This is a genomic window from Sulfitobacter sp. 1A13353, from assembly GCF_043557255.1.
GTDB lineage: Bacteria > Pseudomonadota > Alphaproteobacteria > Rhodobacterales > Rhodobacteraceae > Sulfitobacter > Sulfitobacter faviae.
The window spans coordinates 173,038-192,493 of sequence record NZ_JBIFFS010000004.1 but is presented as its reverse complement, the minus strand read 5'-3'; the positions used below and the strand labels follow the sequence as shown (position 1 = coordinate 192,493).

The following is a 19,456-nucleotide window of genomic DNA, read 5'->3' as shown; positions in this document are numbered from 1 at the left end:
GGAAACGCCAGATGCAATTAAGGTAGAACATGAAGTTCAACGTCTTATACATTGATATGAATAGCTTCTTTGCCTCTGTTGAGCAGCATTTAAACCTGGAATTGCGCGGCCGCCCCGTGGGAATCACAGCGACCGAAGGTGACCACGGATCCTGTGTGGCTGCCTCCTATGAGGCCAAGGCCTTCGGGGTCAAGACCGGGACCCGTGTCCGGGAAGCACGCGAGCTTTGTCCGGACATCACCTTCATCCCGAGCCGGCATCGCGTTTACGTGCGCTACAACCTCGCTGTGGCCGAAGTTCTCGATCGCTTTGCTGAGCTGACCCGGATCCGCTCGGTCGACGAGTTCCAGCTTGCGCTGTCCGGGGAGCAGAAGACGCTTGAAGGTGCGACGGAGCTCGTGGCTCAGATGAAGGCAGCAGTGGCCAATGAGATCGGGGAGTCTCTGCGGTTCAGCGCGGGGATCGGGCCCAACCATCTTCTGGCCAAGATCGCGGGCAAGCTGGAGAAACCCGATGGGTTCAGCTGGTTGGGAGAGGAGAATATGCCCCAGGCTCTGGCGCATCTCGAGCTCGATGATCTGCCGGGGATCTCGAAGGGCATGGGGGCCCGGCTTGCCAAGGCGGGCATTCAGGATATCCCCTCCCTCGTGGCGCTGGACCCGCGGCACGCCCGCAAGATCTGGAATTCAGTGGAAGGTGAGCGCTTCGTGCGATCCCTCCAGGGCATGGATGTGCCCCTGCCTGAAACCAAGCGCGGCGGCTATGGCAACAGCAAGGTGCTGGCGCCTGAGTTCCGCCAGCCGGCGGAAGCCTATCTGGTCTCCCGCTGGCTGGTTGAGAAAGCAACGGCGCGCCTGCGGGCTGACGGCCGGGTGGCTGCCAAGATCTCGGTGGGCATGAATGCCGTTGACGGCGCCCGCTGGGGGCGGTCGATCAAGACGGCGGCCAGTCAGGACACGATGACCTTCCAGAACATCAACCGCGCGCTCTGGCGTGCCGCTTGGCCCGCACTGAAGGGCAGGGACCTCATGTCGATCTCGGTGCAGCTGAGCGATGTCTGTCTGCTCTCGGAGCGCGGCGGGGATCTTTTGAGCGATCTGAAGCCGGCGGAGCGCACAGAGCGGGAGCGCGCGTCCCAAGCCGCCGACTTCATCAATGCACGGTTTGGAAACGGGACGATCAGCTTTGGAGTGAACAAACCCCACCCTGGTTTTTTTGAGCGCGGGTAGGGGCGCCGTCTTTTCACGGCCCTGACATATAAAAGCAGGACTGAATAAGAAAAGGCAAAGACATGTCCCGCAAAGTCATCTTCGTTCGCGGCCCCCAGGGCGCAGGCAAAACAACCATGGTACGCCGTGCTGGCCTCGAGGGCTTCCATATCTCGATGGACAAGATCCGCGACATCCTGGCGGGTGATATGCTTAATCCAAACGGTCAGTTCATCCCCAGCCATGAGAATGAGGCTTTGGCTTTTCAGATTCTCGATGAAAGCCTCAATCGTCGCATCGCGCGCGGAGAGATAATCTGCGTTGATGGCACCTTGGCCGACGGGGCACAGCTTTATGATCGCTGGAAGAAATTCGATGCCGCCGGGTACAAAGGGTTGGTGGTCGATCTCTACGGTTTTGATGAAGCGCTGCGCAATGAGCGTAACACTGCCCGCCAGGAGCGGCATCGCGTGCCGGCAGAGTCGATCCGGAAGATGCAGGAGATGGCAGGCAAGTCACCGATCCCGCCGATCATGCGTGACAACCCGAAGATCACAATGATCAATCCGACAAGCGATGAAGACGTCACGGCCAGTATTCGCAAGATGCAGGATTTTCTGCGCGATCCGCGCTGCACGCGTGACCTCTCGGCCTATGAGCGTGTCATTCACATCGGCGATATCCAGGGCTGCTATGCGCCGCTTATGGATCCCGCGTCGCCTTTGAAGGACGGGCTCGACCCGAAGGCTTTCTATGTCTTTATGGGCGATCTGTTTGATCGCGGCATCCAGAACGGCGAAGTGGGGCGCTGGTTCATGGATGAGGTCTACGGCCAGCCCAATGTGGCGCTGATCGCAGGCAACCACGAGGACTACGTTGAGATGCAGGCCCGGGCGGGTTATGCTGACATCGACATGCCCAACAGTGAATGGGTGCGGTTTAGCTGGCCGCAGCTCAAGGCCGTCGGCATCACGCCTCAAGATTGCGGACGCATCTCCGAGATGTCGCAGGACTACCTGGCGTATAGGTGGGGCGATCAAAAGGTTCTCTGCACCCATGCTGGTTTTGCCCGTTGGCCATCGAATATGAACCTGATTTCTACGCATCAGATGCGCCGCGGCAACGGGCGATATGATATTGATGTCGATGCCGCCTGGTCCGAGGCCGAAGCCTCGAGTGGGCGCTTCCAGGTTCACGGCCATCGCAACTCCGCGATGAAGCCCACCATCACGTCGCCTCTGTCGATCAATCTTGAGGCTCAGGTCGAGTTTGGTGGGCATCTGCGCATTGCCACGCTAGATGAGAATGGTTTCACCCCGACCGATATCCGCTCGACAGTCCATCGCCGCATGCAGGATGACGTTGCCGTCAACCGTGCGGTGAAGCGCACGGCCGCCAGCCGGCACGCACCGCTGATGCCTTGGGTCGAGCGCGATGAGGATCTGCCGCAGATCTCCCAGGAGATGCTCGACAAGATGCGTGACCACAACATGATCAACCTGCGGGATTCCGACAGTCTTTCAGGTGTTTATTCGGTTAACTTCACCCATAAGGCCTTCAATGATGCGGCCTGGGACGACTACACCACTGTCGCGCGCGGCCTCTACATCGATGGCGAGACGCGCACCGTGGTCGCGCGCAGCTATGAGAAGTTCTTCAACCTCAATGAGCGACCGGAAACGCAGGAAGAGAACCTCACGCAAAAGGTGAACTTCCCAGTGCATGCCTATGAAAAGGCGAATGGTTTTCTGGGCATCACTGGATACTCAGAGCGCCACGGCAAGCTGGTCATCGCGTCCAAATCCGTGACCGACGGAACCTTCCCGGGCATCGCGCGCGATGTCATTGAAGGTGTGATCGGCCCGGACGGCATGGAGCGCATGCTGCGGTTTAACCGTGATCAGCAAGCGAGTCTGGTCTTCGAGATTGAAGACCCGGAGCGTGACCCGCATATCATCAAGCTCGACAAGCCGCGCATTGTGCTTCTGGGCTGCGTGCGGCGCTCGGAGAGTTTTGAGCAGGCGCCTTACGAGGACCTGCAGGCGGTGGCCAAATGGCTGGGCTGCGAAGTGAAGCAGCGCATTGCTGTTTTGCCGAATGAGAAGGCGCTGGCCTCTTTCAACCACCGGGTGGAGCGTGATCCGAAGTGGCAGTGGAACGGCGCGCCGATCGAGGGCTGCGTGATGGAGGATTCAAAGGGGTTCTTCTACAAGCTGAAGAGCCACTATTACCGCAACTGGAAGCGCATGCGCTCCGCGGTGAACCACATCCGCAAAGCCAAGCTGACCGATCGCGAGCCCAGCATGGGGCGTTATGCTGACATGGGCGCGCCTTTCGAGGAATTCCTCGATTGGGCTAAATCCCTGCCCGTTGCGGCGCTGGAGCATGACATTGTTGCCCTGCGCTCCGCCTTTGAGGGAGACCGGTCTGTCATGGAGAATATCCAGGACACCCGCATGGAGGAGCAGGCCGCGGCGCGTGCCGCCGGGCAAGCTAAGCATTTCGCAGGCCTCATCGATCAGATCGCGGATAACACGAAGATCACGCCACAAGGCATTGATGGATTTATCGCCAGTGCGATGGGCGATCCGCTCAAAGCCGAAATCCTCAAGAGCCATGAGCGCTATGAGGAACTAAAGGCGCGGGCGGAGCTCGAGGATGCCGAGAGTGAGCCCGGCTTCTGAGCGGGTCACTTATGAGTGAGAGCATATCTGCCCTCGAGCCTGATGGCTTCAGCGCGGATGTGCTCTCAGCCGAGCCGAACAACAATGGTCTTTACATTTGCACTTTTTTATTTACAAATACGTTAATAGAAATATGCATACCCTGAACTGTGAAACTTGATGGACCTGACCTCTAAAAAGCCTCTCTCAATCAAAGAAAAGATGGACTTATCACGGGTTCTTCAAGTAATGGCGCTCGATGAGATCGGCGCCAAGGCAAAGCCACGCCCGAGCGAGATGATTTTCCATGGCGGAACAAGCATTGCCACCGCCCATGGCAGCAACCGATGGTCGGAAGATCTCGACTTCGTGGTGACAGCTGACCTGATGAAAAACCTGGGCAGTTTGCGCGCCCGGGTCGAGCGCGCGCTAAAGCTGCGCATGAAGGCCTCCATGCCGGGGGCTGTCCTCGAGCTCACGGATAAGACCGGCACCGAAGAGGGCGCGCCTGAGATCGGAAAGGTCGACCGCTGGCTTTTGCGGTGGGAGCACCCCAAGCGCCGGGGCGCCATTCGCGTTAAGATCGAGTTCTTTGTCACTGTTCCGGAGAGCATTCCTGCTTACTCGGTAAGCATCAGCACGCCGCGCTCTAAAGGGATCCTGGCCACGGCCTCCTTGCCGACGGCAGATGTGAAAGCGCTCTGGGCCGACAAGATCCTCGCGATCTCTGCGCGTGAGTCCGTCAAATGGCGCGATCTTTATGACCTTGCCTATCTATCGCAGGAGATGTCCGCCGCGGGGATCGACCGAAGCACAGCCGTTGACGATCTTCGGGTCTCCGCTGAGATCTACAATTCCAATCTCTCGAATATCCTGCAGGGGCTCGCGCGCGTTGTGGTACTCGAGGCGCTTGCGGATCTCGATGCCTACCAGGCCGACATGAAGAAGTGGTTCAGTGAGGCTGAGTTCAAGGCAATGGCCGGCTCGGATGCCTTCCGCGGGCAGCTGGCCTTTGCCGACGATGAAATCCGCCGCGCGCGGAAGGTGATCACTGACATTGAAAACATCTGCGACGGTCCGTCATGAGCAAAGCAACGAAGAAATCCAATACCTCGATCGTGGATCGCCTGCGCGTGCTGGGGCCGGTGTTTTCCCTGCAGGACATGGTCTCACATTTCGACATCACCGCCGAGCAGGCCAGCGTCTACATGAACCGCTGGGCGCAGACCTCGAACATCAAGAAGTTCGGGCCCGGGGTGGCTTTCAATCTGCTGTTTCATCCAGACGCAGAAGATAAACATATGGGTCTTGCGCTGACCAAGGTGCTACGGCGCCCCTTTCTCATGATCGGCGGATCTTCGATCTACCATTCGGGCTGGACCACCCAGGTGCATCGTCAGATGGAAATTGCCGTGCCGATCATGCGCGGCAAGACCTCCCTTCCAAAGCTTGGATCGGGGGTTAAGCTTGTGGCTCGGTCCCTACGCGATTTCAATAAGTTGAACGCGCATCTTAATCCTGATGCGTCAGGCGGGGACCTTATCCCCGTGGTTATGCCTGCCTATGCGCTGGCAGATGCCTATATCGCAGCGAAGGCCGGAAAAGATGACGGTTTGCTCACGCCGGCCGATGAGATCGACAAGGATTATCTCGATGACAGCGAGGTCGAGAACTTCCGATCCGCGCTTGAGGACCTTGGGGCCTCGGAGGAGATGATCGAGGAGGCGATCGCGGAATACGAGGACTGTCTGGACCCTGACAGTGAGGATAGCTCGCCGGGGTTCTTCTGAAGCTTCTAGGTATTGCAGAAACAATCTTTGCGGCCATTGCGAAAAGAATATCGCGACATAGGGTTCGATTGTCGAAACAGCGAACCAAAGGCATTGCTATGAATGAAGCAGACAATTCTCCGGTCATCTCCTTCCTGTGCCAGTTCTTCGAGGACGGCCGCCAGGGCAAGACGGTTCTCAGCAGTCTCTATTATCGCAGCCCATTGCTCTATGCAGCAGGCTTCCTGAGCATCCCCGCAGCTGTGGTCTCAGCGGTGCTCCTGACCTTCGGATAACTGTTGTCGCCCCGCATCAAAGCAGTTGCCATAGCCGATCATCTAGGTGAAAGACCGGTCTATAGGGTTGCGAAAAACGCTATGTAAAAATATATGACATACGGAATAGGTCATATGGGAAAGCAGACATGGCTATCAGAGAGGGACGTTGGGATTGTTCAAGCTGCGGCCAGGTAAACCTTGGCCGCTTCGAGCAATGCCAAAGCTGCGGGATCGGCCGTGGCTCCGACGTCGCCTTCTATCTGCCCTCTGGTGAAGCTGCCATCTCGGACGCTGACCTGATCGCGGATGCGCAGAGCGGCCGCGATTGGCATTGTGACCATTGCGACAATTCCAACAAAGGAAGTGCTGACAGATGCACGTCCTGTGGCAACCAGCGCGACGGCGAGGACAAGGAACATGACGCATCGCGTGACGTGATCATGTCCAGCGGCGCGCAGAAACCCAAAGCAGAGCGCCCGAAAGCGCGCCCGGACCGCCCACGGCGCAGTGCGCCGGCTGCCCGCGCAGCTCACCCCATGTCTGCCGGGGGGGCAAAGCCCTCCAAGCTGAAATCATCCGTGCCTTGGGTGATCGCTGCGGTTGTTGCGCTTATCGGCATTCTGTTGATCGCAAGCTTCACTGTCCCTTTTACCGCCCATGGGCAGGTTGCTGATAAGAGCTGGCAGCGTTCCATCTCGATCGCGCAGATCAAACCGTTCCAGGACAGCGGCTGGCACAAGCCATCCGACGCATATGACGTCTCTTCAGAGCGGAAGTTCCGGCATTATGAGACTGTCACGGTGGGCTACACCACCAAAACCGAGACAAGCACCGAACGGTACCAGTCTGGTACCGAGACCTACGTCTGCGGCCAGCAAAGCATGGGCAATGGCTACTTCCAGGACAGAACCTGCAGCCGCGCGACCTACAGCACCCGCCCGGTGACTAAGAGCGTTCAGGTGCCCATTACCGAAGAGCGTCCGGTCTATGACACCTGGTATGAATATACCCAAGACCGCTGGGTGACGGTGCGCAGCAGATCCTCGGCCGGCAAGGATGATGAGCCTTACTGGGCTGAGTATACCTTGGCGCCGCAGGGGGAGCGTGTCGGAAACCGCCGTGAGGCATATATCGTCGTGACGAAGATCGAGGATGACACCCAGGAGCTGCGCTTGAGCCAGCAGGACTGGAATGGATATCAGATCAATGACAAGCTGGTTCTGAAGACGGATTTCTGGGGTCGGGTGAAGTCGCTCGGCAAGGAGTGATCTATCCGGTTTTGCAACGTGCGAAAATTGCTGCCTATGGCTAGGCCGGGTGGCCTAGCCTTTTTCGTAGGCATCTGACAATCATTCAGAGTGTCGCCCTCATGCGGCACTGAGAGGTATCCAAATGGTTCAGGTCAACATCGGCTTCGAGATCGAGCTTGTCTTGGATGATCTCGGCCGTCCTGAGTTCTCGCTGGATGAAATCTACGAGCCCATGGATATTGCCAGTGAAGAGTATTGCCAAGCGGTGGCTGAGATCCTGTCAAAGGAAACCGGACATCACTGGAAAACATCAAGCGCCCCTTGGGGAGGGGATGAGCAGCCGCGTGATCCGACTGGCTTCTATGTCATCCCGGAGTACGATCTGGATCCGATAGATTTCGTAGATGGGCAGATCGCGGGGGTCGAGATCATCACTCCACCATTGCCCTTAGAAGTCGCAGATGAGTTGCGCCAACAGATTATGAGCGCAGTCGATTTACACGTATTGGATATGGAGTTCGACCCGCAGAGTAATTTCAAATCCGGCTGGCATATCAACATAGATATAGATGGCTGCATGCCTGACCCAGTACGCTGGGCAGCGATGGTGGATGAATATGCAATCATTGCCGGGACCGGCAGAGAAGGGCGCCGTGATTGCGGGGCGGCTGCGCGCTCTGTCTACCTGACCGCAATCGATGCAGCGCTGTCTGGAGATCGCCTTGAGATCAACCAGGAGTATCTTTCTAATCTGATGCAGGATCGTGCCAAACTCGGCAAATGCTTCGCTGCCAATTTCAGCCGCGGCACCTATCTTGAACTACGCCACCTCGGAGCTGAATGCTTCTTGAGGGGGGATAGTTTGGAGGTTCTGCTTGAGCCTATATTATCCGTCGACTTCACCTCAGATGCGGCCTTCGACCTGGCAATGAAAAGACTTCAAGGCCGCGCGGACATACTTGCGCAGCATGCGGTGCTGAACAAAGATCGGATTGAAATCACTGAGGTGTGCGACCGCCGCAAATACTCTGACAACGAACGCTACATTTGCGTGGATGGGGCAGTTTCTGCCAGCACGTGGAAAGAGATCAAGACCTTAAGATCCTTTACCGATGGTACGCCCACGACCTATGGGGAGAGAGACATCACAATCGTGCCCGGCACGAATATGAGGGAAACCCTGAGCATTCATGAAGTTGAAGGCGGAAGTCCCGTGGCTCGGATCTTTCTGCTGGCCTATGAGGCCTATCTGCATCAGCAGTATGCGGCTCATAGGGCACCGGATTTCCAGGCGCCTGAATTGGTCAGCCTCGGAGAAGAGATTGCTCAAGCAATGATGGCTGAGGGGGTTAGCCCAACAAAGGGCTCTGGAGCTGAAGCGGATATGCCCCGAATGGAGACCTAGATCGCTGGGGTCTGTGTCACCAGCAAATGATCAGCAGGAACCCCACCATTTGCTCATTAGGTACACCACCAAATGTTCATTAGGCAGCCGGCCGAACTTTCACCAACCCAGCGTATCCTTTCACTCGAAAGGATACCCCCATGCAGATCGATGTTTGGCACGGCACCAACCAGGACTTCGACCGGTTCAATGAGAACCTGCTTGGCCTGAACAATGCGAATACAGCAAGCCGCGCAGCTTTCTTCTTTGCCGCAGACCCGGAAACGGCGCGCGACTATGCGCGGCAGGCCGCCCGTAAGCTGGTGCCCAACCATATTGAGCATGAGAACCGCGTAGAGCGGCTCCTGTTTGAGGCAGAGGCCGCACGCGAGGTAGGGCAGCTGAATGCCTATGAGGAGCTTCTCATGGAAGCAGAAGAGCTGGAGTTCGGCGCCATGCAGGCCCAGCCCGAGGGCGCGAAGATCCTTCACTGCCGGGTGAGCATGATCAACCCGCTTGAAATCGATGGTTCACAGTATACGGTCATCTGCAATCTTGGCGATGTGCTCGAAACCGCGCGCGCCAATGGTCACGACGCGGTTATCCTTCGCGGGATCGAAGATACGCCCAGCGGGACCATTGCGCCGGATGACCATTACGCGGTCTTCAGTGCGGATCAGATCGAGATCATCGATGTGATGTCTGTGGATGCCACTCTTGAAACTCATCCTGAAAAACTGGAAGAAGATTTGCTGGACATGGCAATGTGAAAAAAGAGAACCTAGACCGATAATTATGGTCAACTGATACCTGAAAGAGATTTACATGCAGCTGTGGAGGCGGAAGAAAGCGATCCAAGGTTTTGCCCAAGTCTCGGATACTGCCCACCTTGGGAAAGATATCGAGATGGGCTTCTGGACCCGCATTGGCGCAAAGGCACATATTGGCGATAAGGTCGAGCTGGGCGGTTGGGCCAGGGTTGGCGAAGGCTCCAAGATCGGGGAGGGCGCAATCATCGGCAGCCATGCAGAGATCGGCAAGAATGCCGTCATCGGAGCGGGTGCAGTGCTCCCGGATCACGTACGTGTCTGCGACGACGTCGTAATCGAGGCCGGCCGGGTCTTTGAGGGCCATGAGTTGGTCACCTAAAAGGGTGTCATTCCAAACCGCTGCGGGAGCTTCATTTATTCTCAGATAGATTATGACGCGCCGGTGGTGATCACCGGTCCCTTCGGCGACTTCGAAGTGCCTGCCCATGAGTTCGACGAAGACATGATCGACGATTTCATGTGGGGTGACGACAAACTTGAAGCCTACGCTCTAAAAAGCTCGAATGACGCGTTGGATACCCCCGGTTTCTAGACTTCCCGAGTAGGGGTGCTGCGTTCCTGCTTCATATCTTTCAGCAGATCGTCGAGCTTTGCCAAAGACCGCGCCCGGGTAAATGTCTTGCCCTGCTTGGCGTGATCTGTGCTTCCCTTGTCACATGTCTGATCGCTTCTTGACGTCGCCATTCTGTCTTTCTCCGGTTCGTGGTTATCTCTTCACACATTTTGCGAAAAATGCGTGCATCGATGATACTATGTGCGAGCTGCGAAAAGACCATGGCGTCAGCCAGATTACTGAAAAGGAATGACCTTTAATGCCAAGCATCATCTTTCTTGTGGGCGCCTCTGGAAGCGGCAAGACGACACTGAGAACAACACTGTTCTTCGATATGCTTTCGGACCTTCCGATGTTGCCCGTTACATCCGTCACGGCCTCTCGGGACGATATCTTGGAGCAATGGGCAGAACGCAGCGGTGTGAGTCACCAAGAAGCCTTCTCTGAGCACGCCGAGGCAGCGGCGGAGGCAATGACCGAACAGCTGAAGCAAGCCCTTTCCAACAATCAGTTCATCCTCGTCGATCAGACCAATTTGACCGCGGAGCAGCGTGCTGAACGCATGGCATATGTGCCGGACCACTACAAAAAGATCGCCATCACGCTTGAGGCCCCGCATCAGACATTGGTGGAACGGATTGAAGAGCGTCGCAAAAAGACCGGAAAGGACATCCCGTCTTTCGTGCTCGAAAAGCAGGTCGAAAGCTACGAGCGCCCGACCCATGATGAGGGCTTCGATGAAATCTACATCATCAGCTCTGATGACCCGGCGCCGCGCAGACTCGCCATGGAGGGTTTGTCCCCCGGGATCTGACCCAAGGCCAAAAGTCAGGCGACCATGAGATCTTCTTCGATGAGCATGTCTTCTTCAGGGTCCTGATAGGCGGAGGAGGCAATCGGGATACCGATGTCGGCAAGGGAGGCGAGCGTGATATCCGAGAGTGCGGCGCCATCGTAGACTGTGGCGTTCATCACATCGCCCGGAACGTCATCTGCGTGCCAATGGCCTTCGCTTCCATCAAGCGGCACGCCCGCGGGAACATCCTCATCACCGCTGAACTCCTGAAAGGAAGATGTCGCGGCGGTACCCGTGAAGACCGGGTTGCCATCTTCATCGCGCCCGACAAGGTTTTCAGTGTCCCAGGTAATGCCGAAGCCCAATGCATGGATCATCTCATGCTCCATGACCTCATCCATTGTGCCATAGGCGCGCATGAGCTCGATGTCGTCTCGATCAAATGTGATCGTGGCCTCCTCGGTGGGCTCGCCTTGTCGAATGCCGCTCACAGAGGTCAGAGCCGCTGTGCCACCTTCGTCGTCGATGTCTCCCTGGCGCAGGTCGATGTTCAAAACCCGCTGAGATCCGAAGTCCTCGGCCGACATGAAAAAGCCTTCCAGCATCTGCTCAGCATAGCTGGCTGCGTCGATGAGATCCTGAGGGAGGTCATCTGCAGCCATGATGCGAATATCTACGGCTGGCGTGAAGCCTTCCTCCTCTACCTCATCGGGGTCGTCATTCTCATCTTCATCAGTATCGGGCACATCAGGATCTTCCGGGACCGTGGGAGGGGTGTTGTCTTCCTCTGGTGCGTCGTCCTTGCCCCCGCCGCCACCGGCAGCGCCCAAAGCTCCAATAAGGCCCAGAAGTGACCCAAGAATAAGAAGGAATTCCACGCGCTGCCTCGCTCGTTGATACGATCAATTTCGAGCGAAGATACATGCAATACGGCCTGCGGTGGTCATCTGTCGGGAGGTTATCCCCATAAATTCGAATCTTGCAGGGCGCGCTTACATCATACAGGGCTCAAGTTCGTTGATTTTCCCAAAAGCATTTGCCGCCCGAACTTCTGCGATGATCTCAGGCGAGGCGATCATCATGCAGGGCGCGGCCTCGTCATTGTCGACACGCTCAAATCCGTACCCTGCGTACCATTCTGTCAGATCGAAGTCGTTACACTCCTCCATGTCGGCAAAGAGGAAGGTGATGTTCGCCCCCAGATCATCGAAGCTGTCGAGGAGGTTGGCCATCATTCTGTGCCCATGGCCTTCGCCGCGGTCATCAGGGTTGACCTCGAGACCACGCAGCACGGCTACCCGCTGCACCGGTGCGTCGCGCAGGGTCTCGATCATCGCCGTCCTGACCCCCATCATGTCGAGGTAGTCTTCCCAGCTGTCATCCACCAGGTCGCAGACAAAAGCATCGACTGACCCAAAGGACGTTCGATCGCTGCAGTCGTGGAAGCCACTCGCGGGCAGGGGGCTGGGGAATGCGGCGCCACCGGTGCGGATCATGGGGTTGGACCCTCTTCCAGGGCTGCCTCAGGATCAGGAAGTGGCGCATACTCAATCCGGTTCACATCATCGAGTTTGGCCCAGAAACGTTTCCGTCCTTTGACATCGAGCACCGGGTGATCGGTTTTGTTGAGATTGAAGGTGACCGAACTGTAATCCGAGATTCCTTTGCGAATGTAGATACGATCAATGGTAATCTCTGTACCGGCCGGAAGGGTGACATCGATCTTCTCAATGTCCGACAGATAGGCAATTTGAGCACGAAACTGCTCCTCATTGCGTTCACGTGTCGCTGGATCGCGCGAGATCGGGCGGTTCCGGTATTCGTCCAGAAGATCGTAGGCGTTCCTGACTTCGACATCCATGCGTTCGAAAGGCGCAGGATCTGCCGCGCGGAGCTTGTCCCAGATAGTCTCGTTACGATGCTCCCGGTGGAGTGTGAACGTCCAGGCGTCCTCAAGGGTAAGGCGTGTCCCGATTTCGGGGATGAACATGCGCATGGCGATCTCCTGCAGTCACTCTGCAAAGTATTCTGCGGACTTGCGAAAATGCTAAGGAAATGATGATCAGAAGTATCGTTATCCACATTTTTCCTTTCGTCCCGCCTGTCTGCGACATTGGAAGGCCGCGATTTGCCTCCTAGTTGATTTGGGAATAGGCAGGGACAGCATCATGAACAAAATCAATCGCCAGACCGAAACCACTTCCTTCAACATCTCCAGCGTGGAGCTGAAACGTCAGGATGGTGGTGAGGATATGACCTTGGGTCTCGCCGGGATGCCGGGCGGGGTCGGGGGCTCAGGCGGGCGCCAAGGGCTGAAAGCGGATCTCGCTGTCGTATCCGCGTGGCGGCCGGACATGGTTGTGGTCCTTGTCGGCGATGAGATGGACAGCACAGATGACATCTCGACCGTGGTCGGCGAGGCCGTGGTTCATGTCATCGACACCGATGCCTGGCCCATCGCAGAAGACCCAGACCTCTTGGCAGAACGCCGGGAAATCCTGTGTAATGTCCTGCTGGAGATGATGAACGTCCCAAATGCAAAGGTTCTGCTGATCAGCGATCACGGCAATCAGGATGTGACCACCTTGGCCGCAGAGCTGATGATGATTGCTGGTATGCAGAGAAGCGCGGCGAAGGATGCGATCCAGAAGATCCATGCGGATGCCTTCGATCTGTCGCAGCAGGATGAGTTCCTCGCCGGCCTGCCGGAGGCCTTGGCTGGTGGATGTTTGAATCTGCCGCTCTCTGGTGGTTGGGTCATATCGATCGAAACCCGCGGTGAGGGCTCGGAAAGCATCGAGACATATGTCCTGCGCACTGACGGCATGCATGCGGTCGATCTCGGTTCTTCCAAACGGATGGAGGATTTCGGTTACAAGGCGCTGTGCAACTTCAAGGAACGTACCGAAGCAAAGGCTATGGGCCTCTGCGCACCGCATCTGAAAGGTCAGATCAAACTGACCGGTGCCAACCGCATGGATGCACTGAAGGTCCTGGCGAAGGTCACGATGGGGGCAGGGCTTACGAATAGCCTTGTCACGGATGGCCCGCTGGAAATTGGCAGCAGTGTGACGCTTTCGGTTTATGGCAAAATCTCTGAAGAAACCTTCCGGTCGATGCCGCAGGCAGGGTTCTGAGCAAAAAACCCCAGTTAGACCATTGCGAAAAACAAAGTTGCGCGTAGTTCAGGTGTAAGCAATCCTGATGAGAGATATTATGGACACCACAAAGAATATGCCCGGCCTGATCCGCATGGTCGTCGTCGACAACAACATCCTGCCCGGGCGGATCGACGAGGTACCCCTTGATGACCACGCCGTGGTGCTTGCCGAGAACGGTTCCGGCAAAACCTCTCTTATTCAGCTCATCCCGATCTTTTACGGTGAAAAGATGTCTGCGGTCGTCAACTCTCGGGAGCGCGACACTTTCATCGGACACTACCTCCCGCGTCAGTCGAGCTATCTGGCTTTTGAGTATCGCAATGCCCGCGGTGAGGTCCGCTCTGTGGTAATTCACTCGGACGGCTCGCGTGAGCGCTTGCAGTATCGCTTTGTGCGGGGTGGTCTCTGCGAAGAAATGTTCCTCATGCGGGACGGGGATCAGGTCGAGTTCATCGCATCCACTGGCTTTGAACAGCGCCTTCGCGCTCTGGGCATCGATCACGCCTCGCGTCTGGTGACCTCCACGCGCAGCTACCGCGGCATCATCCAGGGCTGGACTGATCCGACTGTAGATACCCGCGACCGTGCCTATCACAACAGCCTGATCGCGGATTATGGCCACACGGACCGCAGAAACCCCATGGTTGGTGTTGAGAAGATCCTGACCCAGATGCTGCGCAATAGTGTCTCCATGAAAAGCCTTCTGGGTGTAGTCGCGCGTCAGGCCACCGAAAGCGGGCAGGGCACCTTCCGCATTCTCGGCGACAGCAAACGTCAGGATATCGCAGATTGGCCCCGCCGCCACCAAGGGTACCGTAAGGTCATGGATGCAGAGCCCATCGCGCGCCGCGCAAGCACTGCGAAAAGCATCGCGGACGAAGCGCGAACCGAGATGTATGGACGTCTGGCGGCTTTGGCGGCTTATGAGGCTGACAAGTCTACCCAGATTGCGGACCTGACCAAAGAAATCGACGCTCTGAAAGCACAGGAAGAGACGGCCGGCTCTACCTATCGCGCGCAAATTACTGCATCTGAAGACGCTCTGAGCCGTCTGCGTTCCGAGCATAAGGCGCTGACAGATGAGATCGCGCGTATGGAAAAGCGTGATTCAGTTCTTCGCAGCCGCGGCGGCGCCGAGGCGCGCGCGAAGGTCGATCTGCTACCCCGCCTGATGGGCGAGGCTGACGCTGCCCAAGCCACACGTGAAGCCCTGGGCGCAAAAGGTGATGCAGTTGCCCGCAAATTCGACGCCGCCTTCACGACAAGCAAGGACGGGGCCGCAGAAAGCCTTGCCCGTCTGGCGCAAGATACCCAGACCGGTCTCAGTGCCGCGGATCAGACATTCGAAAGCTTTGATGAGGCCAAGCGCAGCGCCTTGGCTGAGCTGCGCAATACGCTCGATGTGGATCTCGATAAGATCGACAGCCAGACACAAATCGCACGCGCCGATCGCGATAAGCATCTTCAAGATATGGCTGCTGTCGGGCCCGATCCGCGCATTGCTGAAGAACATAAAGCGCTAAAAGCGCGCCGGGATCAAATCCTCGCCGAACATGACAAACAGGGCAATATCCAGCGCACGGCGGAGAACCGGCTGAGAGATGCCACCCATAAGCTGGAGATCAGCAGTCGTGAGCTGAGCGGCGCCGAGAAGGACTTTCAGGCGGCCATCAAGAACCACGAGCAGGTCGTCCAGGAGGTCACACCTGAGGCCGGCACTCTGCTGGCCGAGGTTAAAGCCAATAGGCCCGGCTGGGCAGAAACCATCGGCAAGGTGATCCGCCCGGATCTTTTGCAAATGAAGACCCTCTCTCCAGCCTTCGACGAGGAAGGGGATAGCCTTTACGGGTTGCACCTCGATCTTGATCGGCTCGACGTGCCCGCACATGCGGATGAGCAGAGTGCTGAAGATCGCTTGCAGCGCGCCTCAAATATCGCAGACGAGGCAAAGAAATCGCTCGATCTGCTTGCGAAAGCGCATGACCGCCAGGGTCGGGAGCGCAGCCAAGCTGAAAAGGCCCTCTCAGAGGCCAACGCCGTGCTGGACAGCCTGCAGCGTAAGCTGGTGGCGGCCGAGGAGGATCTTGGCGTCAAGAGTGATGAGGTGGAGCGCAGCCTGACAGAGCGCCGTGCGGATCTGAAGAATGCGGTCGCGAAGATTGAAGCGTCGCTTGCGGACCTCGAAGCACAGAAGGGTGTTGCGAAAAACGAAGCGTCTGAGCGCATCAAATCGTTCGAGGGTGAGATCACAACCGCCCGCGCCACCCGTGACACCGAGCGCAAGCGGCTGCGCGATACAGAGCAAATGCAACGCAAGGAGATTGAGGAACACCTCAAGGCCGAGCTTTCCAAGCTCGAAGCTCAGCGGGGAGAAGCTCTGAAATCTGAAGGCGTCAATGCCGAAGCCCTTGCTGAAGCTGATGCTAAAATCGCATCCATCCAAGCGCAAATCTCCGAGGCAAAAGCATCCCGCGAGCTCGCTGACACATGGGCTGCCCATGTCGAGAGCATGAAAGGCATGGCCGAACGCAAGGGACGTCATGAGCAGATGAGCTTTGATCTGCGCACGCAGGAAACTGCGCTCACTTCTTTGAAAGCGGCGCGCGACGCCGCCCTGAAAGAGATTGAAGCCAAGCGCAACAAGGTTCGGGACGCCAAACAGGCCGCAGAAGATGTTCTGGCGGAGATCATCCGAGAGCTCGATGCTGTCGGCGGTGAGCGCCGCGAACCGCAACGCGAACAGTTCTACGCCGAAGGTGTGGAGGCCAACCTCACGCAGATGCGCCGCCGCCGTGCGGCGCTCACTGAAGCAGAGGTCGAAGGCCGTAAACTGGCAAAGCAGATCAGCAACATCTTCTATGGCTGCGGCGATGCGGGCATCTCGGCCTATTTCCTCGAGCAGGATCTGGGAGCCCCTTCGCTCGATTGGGTCCCGGCCATTCTGCGCTGGTATGATCATGACCATTCCGAGACCCTCGAAATGTTGATGGGTGGCCTCGTGGCGATCATCCAGCCGATCCGGGCGTCCTACCAGCAGCTGCGCCAAGCGGATGAGGGCATCCGTCGCACAAATCGCAAGCTGACGAAATCCATCAGCTCGAACCCCGGCTTCCCCCATGTGCGTGACGTTGAGCTGTCGCTTGTGTCCCGCATTCGAGAGCAGGAGTTCTGGAAAGATATGGAAAGCCTGGAAGAGGCTTTCACCCAGTGGCAGCATACTGACGGCCGGCAGCCCTCCGAGGCGCTGGTTGCTGCTTTGGTGGCCTTCCTGGATCACTGGAAGGACGATGAAGATCCGGTTCTGCAGATTGAAGATATGATCTACCTGAAGGGACAAATGGTTGAGCGCGGGCATCTGCGCAAGTTCGGCCGGAACACAGATCTGTCTGACCTCAGCTCGAACGGGAACATCATCATTCTGCGGCTGATCCTCTTCACCGCGCTTTTGTCGGTAATGCGAAAAGGGCAGGCGATGCGGTTGGTCTGGTCCGTCGATGAGATCGGCGCGCTCGATGTGGAGAACACCAAGAGCCTCCTCGACATGCTCTCAGCCAATGACATCACGCTGCTCACAGCGGCGCCCAACCTCGACCGTCGTGTCAAACACGCCTTTGAATTCCAGATGCGCATTCAGGACCGTCAGCTCTACCGCCTTGGTGTGGCCCATACCGGCATCCGCGCTTGGATCGCTGACGACCAGCTCGACTACCCGGGCAACCACGACAGCAGTGAAACCGATATGGGTGAAGGAGACCTGACATGAGCTTGCAACAGAAAACCCTTCACGCCTTCCTGGGTGGCAATGTCATCTGCGAAGTCTCCCAGCCCGCCATCTACCGCTTCCTGCATGAGGAAGATGGGTTTGAGCAGGTCACCCCTCTGATCGAAGCCATGGGCTGCAAGATTGCAACTACGGGTGGCCGGAAAGGCCACTTCCTGGCCTGGGCTGACGGGTCGCCTGAGGCTGCCGCGGCGATCCGTTCCACCGCGAGGGATATGCAGGAAGAGTGCGAGAAGCTCATCCATTGCATGAGCTTCATGCTGGAAGTTGATGATACGGCCGGACCTTTGGCGATGGGCGACCTTGTGCGCGCCGCGGCAATTGTCGAGGCGATCGATGGCAATGCCGCGATGCGTGATAAGCTTGGCACCTTGGCCGCCGTCATGCGGGTGAACAGCGCAACCGACCACGGCAAGATCACCGACATTCTCAAGAAGCTGAAGGACATGGGGTATTTGACATTGGTTAATCGCGATCGCGAAGAGTATTTCGTGACGGGGAAAATCGACCGTATCAACGATATCCTGACACATTTCCATTGCCATATCGGTGCCTTGCAGGTCGAATCTGATGTAGCAGATGATCAGGGGAGCTTGTTCTAATGACCCCGATTAAAGCGCAAGGCAATCTGCTCGCCCGCCATGAGACGCTACTCGATGAAATCTACCGGTCTCGCTCGGTAACCGCGACACCAGAGACAGCGAATGCGCTTGCCAAGCTCGAAAGCGCACGGATGGTTCTGTGCGATGAGGAGGGTAATTACCGACTTCACCCGCGCGAACGGCGATATTTTGACGGTCTGTATGATCGCAACCGCATCCTGGAGACCAGTGGTGCCATTGCAGAAGAGATCCGTCGCCTGGGCGAGCTGTCGCGGTTGATTTCGACCTGTGGTCAAGCAGGTGATGACGCCGGCGTGGCAGAGCACACCGAGGAGTCGATCGATACCATCATGACCTTGCGGGTCCAGATCGACGACAAGATCCGCATTTTCGAGCTTGAAGTGCGCAACGGCTACCATGATGCGCGGACGATGGAAGAGCGGATCAAGCGCAATGAGGTCTATCAGGAGCGCGTAAAAGAGCTCATCGATGTTGTCGTTCAGCTCAACGCACCTTCAGTTCAGGAGTTCTTCGATAACCGTCATGCCCGCCCGGTCCGGGTTCGTTATGCGCGCGATATCATGACCCGGATCGAGCCTTGGTCTGTGCGTCTGAGCGGCTTGGCGCGCGAAATGCTGGACTTCATGTACCGCACCAAGCGGATCGAGGCCCGCACGAAGCGCTTCCGTGCGCTTCTCCATGCTTTGGAGAGCGTCTCGGTGGCCGAACAGGTCGAAGCCCTGCAGGTGGCAGATAGCGCCTTCTGCGGCGTCGACTTCGCTGCGAAAATCGGCGTCGATTGCGTATCGGAAGAAAACGAGCCGGCGCTTCTCGCTGTGGCTGAGAAACTGGATCCTGAAGGCAGTCGGAGTGCGCGGCGCGTCAAACATGTGGCCGGCAAGGTGACAGAAGCCTCAGCGCCGCCCCCTGAGGAAACCGATCCCGTTGAATCTATGATCGACACATTGATCGGCATGGCCCGCAAGGGCGAAGTGTCTGTGCGCGCCTGGGCCGATGCCCACCATCCGGCGATGACTGGCCAGCTTGTCGTCGACCTCTTCGACCATATGAGTGAGGGTGAAGAGGGCCTGTCCATGCGGACAGTTCCTGATAGCGCGAGGTATATGACCTCGGGCGTCCATGACGTCATCCTGATGTGCGCATGATTACCGCGGCACAAA

General features: G+C 57.3%; 19 protein-coding genes. 15 read left to right on the top strand and 4 right to left on the bottom strand.

All coding sequences use genetic code 11. The annotated features are described in order from the left end of the window. The first annotated feature begins 29 nt into the window (after positions 1-29). The 10 genes from ACGYLO_RS11630 to ACGYLO_RS11585 all read left to right on the top strand — a co-directional run bounded on the left by ACGYLO_RS11630 (position 30) and on the right by ACGYLO_RS11585 (position 9,914). On the top strand, positions 30-1,229 hold the full coding sequence (locus ACGYLO_RS11630; RefSeq protein ID WP_394376594.1) for a UMUC-like DNA-repair protein: 1,200 nt from the start codon (positions 30-32) through the stop codon (positions 1,227-1,229). Positions 1,230-1,291: 62 nt separating this feature from the next. Next, positions 1,292-3,892 carry an RNA ligase gene (locus ACGYLO_RS11625; RefSeq protein WP_394376593.1) on the top strand — a complete coding sequence of 867 codons (2,601 nt, stop codon included), beginning with the start codon at positions 1,292-1,294 and terminating at the stop codon, positions 3,890-3,892. 159 nt (positions 3,893-4,051) lie between these two features. Beyond that, the gene (locus tag ACGYLO_RS11620; protein ID WP_394376592.1) at positions 4,052-4,957 is read left to right on the top strand and encodes a nucleotidyl transferase AbiEii/AbiGii toxin family protein; all 906 of its coding nucleotides are present in this window, start codon (positions 4,052-4,054) and stop codon (positions 4,955-4,957) included. Then, positions 4,954-5,661 (top strand): hypothetical protein, encoded by a 708-nt coding sequence (locus ACGYLO_RS11615; RefSeq protein WP_394376591.1) that lies wholly within the window; start codon positions 4,954-4,956, stop codon positions 5,659-5,661. The genes ACGYLO_RS11620 and ACGYLO_RS11615 overlap by 4 nt, the downstream gene beginning before the upstream one ends. Positions 5,662-5,759: 98 nt before the next feature. After that, complete coding sequence (locus ACGYLO_RS11610) at positions 5,760-5,936, top strand: hypothetical protein (protein WP_394376590.1); 177 nt, start codon at positions 5,760-5,762, stop codon at positions 5,934-5,936. A 128-nt stretch (positions 5,937-6,064) separates the two neighbouring features. Continuing rightward, positions 6,065-7,186, top strand: a complete 1,122-nt coding sequence (locus ACGYLO_RS11605; protein WP_394376589.1) for a hypothetical protein — start codon at positions 6,065-6,067, stop codon at positions 7,184-7,186. Positions 7,187-7,310: 124 nt separating this feature from the next. Beyond that, a complete protein-coding gene (locus ACGYLO_RS11600) occupies positions 7,311-8,573 on the top strand; it encodes a hypothetical protein (RefSeq protein ID WP_394376588.1) in 1,263 nt (420 codons plus the stop codon). A gap of 140 nt (positions 8,574-8,713) precedes the next feature. After that, a complete protein-coding gene (locus tag ACGYLO_RS11595) occupies positions 8,714-9,322 on the top strand; it encodes a hypothetical protein (protein ID WP_394376587.1) in 609 nt (202 codons plus the stop codon). 55 nt (positions 9,323-9,377) lie between these two features. Next, positions 9,378-9,701: a hypothetical protein gene (locus tag ACGYLO_RS11590; protein WP_394376586.1), complete on the top strand. Its 324-nt coding sequence runs from the start codon at positions 9,378-9,380 to the stop codon at positions 9,699-9,701. Between the two features lie 63 nt (positions 9,702-9,764). After that, positions 9,765-9,914 carry a hypothetical protein gene (locus ACGYLO_RS11585; RefSeq protein WP_394376585.1) on the top strand — a complete coding sequence of 50 codons (150 nt, stop codon included), beginning with the start codon at positions 9,765-9,767 and terminating at the stop codon, positions 9,912-9,914. On the opposite strand, the gene ACGYLO_RS11580 is transcribed toward ACGYLO_RS11585, so the two are convergent. Next, complete coding sequence (locus ACGYLO_RS11580) at positions 9,911-10,066, bottom strand: hypothetical protein (protein WP_394376584.1); 156 nt, start codon at positions 10,064-10,066, stop codon at positions 9,911-9,913. The genes ACGYLO_RS11585 and ACGYLO_RS11580 overlap by 4 nt on opposite strands. A 128-nt stretch (positions 10,067-10,194) precedes the next feature. Between ACGYLO_RS11580 and ACGYLO_RS11575 the strand changes: the two genes are divergently transcribed. Beyond that, positions 10,195-10,749: an AAA family ATPase gene (locus ACGYLO_RS11575; RefSeq protein WP_394376583.1), complete on the top strand. Its 555-nt coding sequence runs from the start codon at positions 10,195-10,197 to the stop codon at positions 10,747-10,749. Positions 10,750-10,763: 14 nt separating this feature from the next. On the opposite strand, the gene ACGYLO_RS11570 is transcribed toward ACGYLO_RS11575, so the two are convergent. The 3 genes from ACGYLO_RS11570 to ACGYLO_RS11560 all read right to left on the bottom strand — a co-directional run bounded on the left by ACGYLO_RS11570 (position 10,764) and on the right by ACGYLO_RS11560 (position 12,727). Beyond that, the gene (locus ACGYLO_RS11570; RefSeq protein WP_394376582.1) at positions 10,764-11,609 is read right to left on the bottom strand and encodes a hypothetical protein; all 846 of its coding nucleotides are present in this window, start codon (positions 11,607-11,609) and stop codon (positions 10,764-10,766) included. 114 nt (positions 11,610-11,723) lie between these two features. Beyond that, a complete protein-coding gene (locus ACGYLO_RS11565; protein ID WP_394376581.1) occupies positions 11,724-12,227 on the bottom strand; it encodes a hypothetical protein in 504 nt (167 codons plus the stop codon). After that, positions 12,224-12,727: a hypothetical protein gene (locus ACGYLO_RS11560; protein WP_394376580.1), complete on the bottom strand. Its 504-nt coding sequence runs from the start codon at positions 12,725-12,727 to the stop codon at positions 12,224-12,226. The genes ACGYLO_RS11565 and ACGYLO_RS11560 overlap by 4 nt, the downstream gene beginning before the upstream one ends. 172 nt (positions 12,728-12,899) lie before the next feature. On the opposite strand from ACGYLO_RS11560, the gene ACGYLO_RS11555 reads away from it, so the two are divergent. From ACGYLO_RS11555 to ACGYLO_RS11540, 4 genes are all read left to right on the top strand, one after another. Continuing rightward, the gene (locus tag ACGYLO_RS11555) at positions 12,900-13,868 is read left to right on the top strand and encodes a hypothetical protein (protein ID WP_394376579.1); all 969 of its coding nucleotides are present in this window, start codon (positions 12,900-12,902) and stop codon (positions 13,866-13,868) included. 79 nt (positions 13,869-13,947) lie between these two features. After that, positions 13,948-17,655 (top strand): ATP-binding protein, encoded by a 3,708-nt coding sequence (locus ACGYLO_RS11550; RefSeq protein WP_394376578.1) that lies wholly within the window; start codon positions 13,948-13,950, stop codon positions 17,653-17,655. Next, on the top strand, positions 17,652-18,275 hold the full coding sequence (locus tag ACGYLO_RS11545) for a hypothetical protein (RefSeq protein ID WP_394376577.1): 624 nt from the start codon (positions 17,652-17,654) through the stop codon (positions 18,273-18,275). The genes ACGYLO_RS11550 and ACGYLO_RS11545 overlap by 4 nt, the downstream gene beginning before the upstream one ends. Beyond that, positions 18,275-19,441 carry a hypothetical protein gene (locus tag ACGYLO_RS11540; RefSeq protein WP_394376576.1) on the top strand — a complete coding sequence of 389 codons (1,167 nt, stop codon included), beginning with the start codon at positions 18,275-18,277 and terminating at the stop codon, positions 19,439-19,441. Before ACGYLO_RS11545 ends, ACGYLO_RS11540 begins: the two co-directional genes overlap by 1 nt. Positions 19,442-19,456 lie beyond the last annotated feature (15 nt).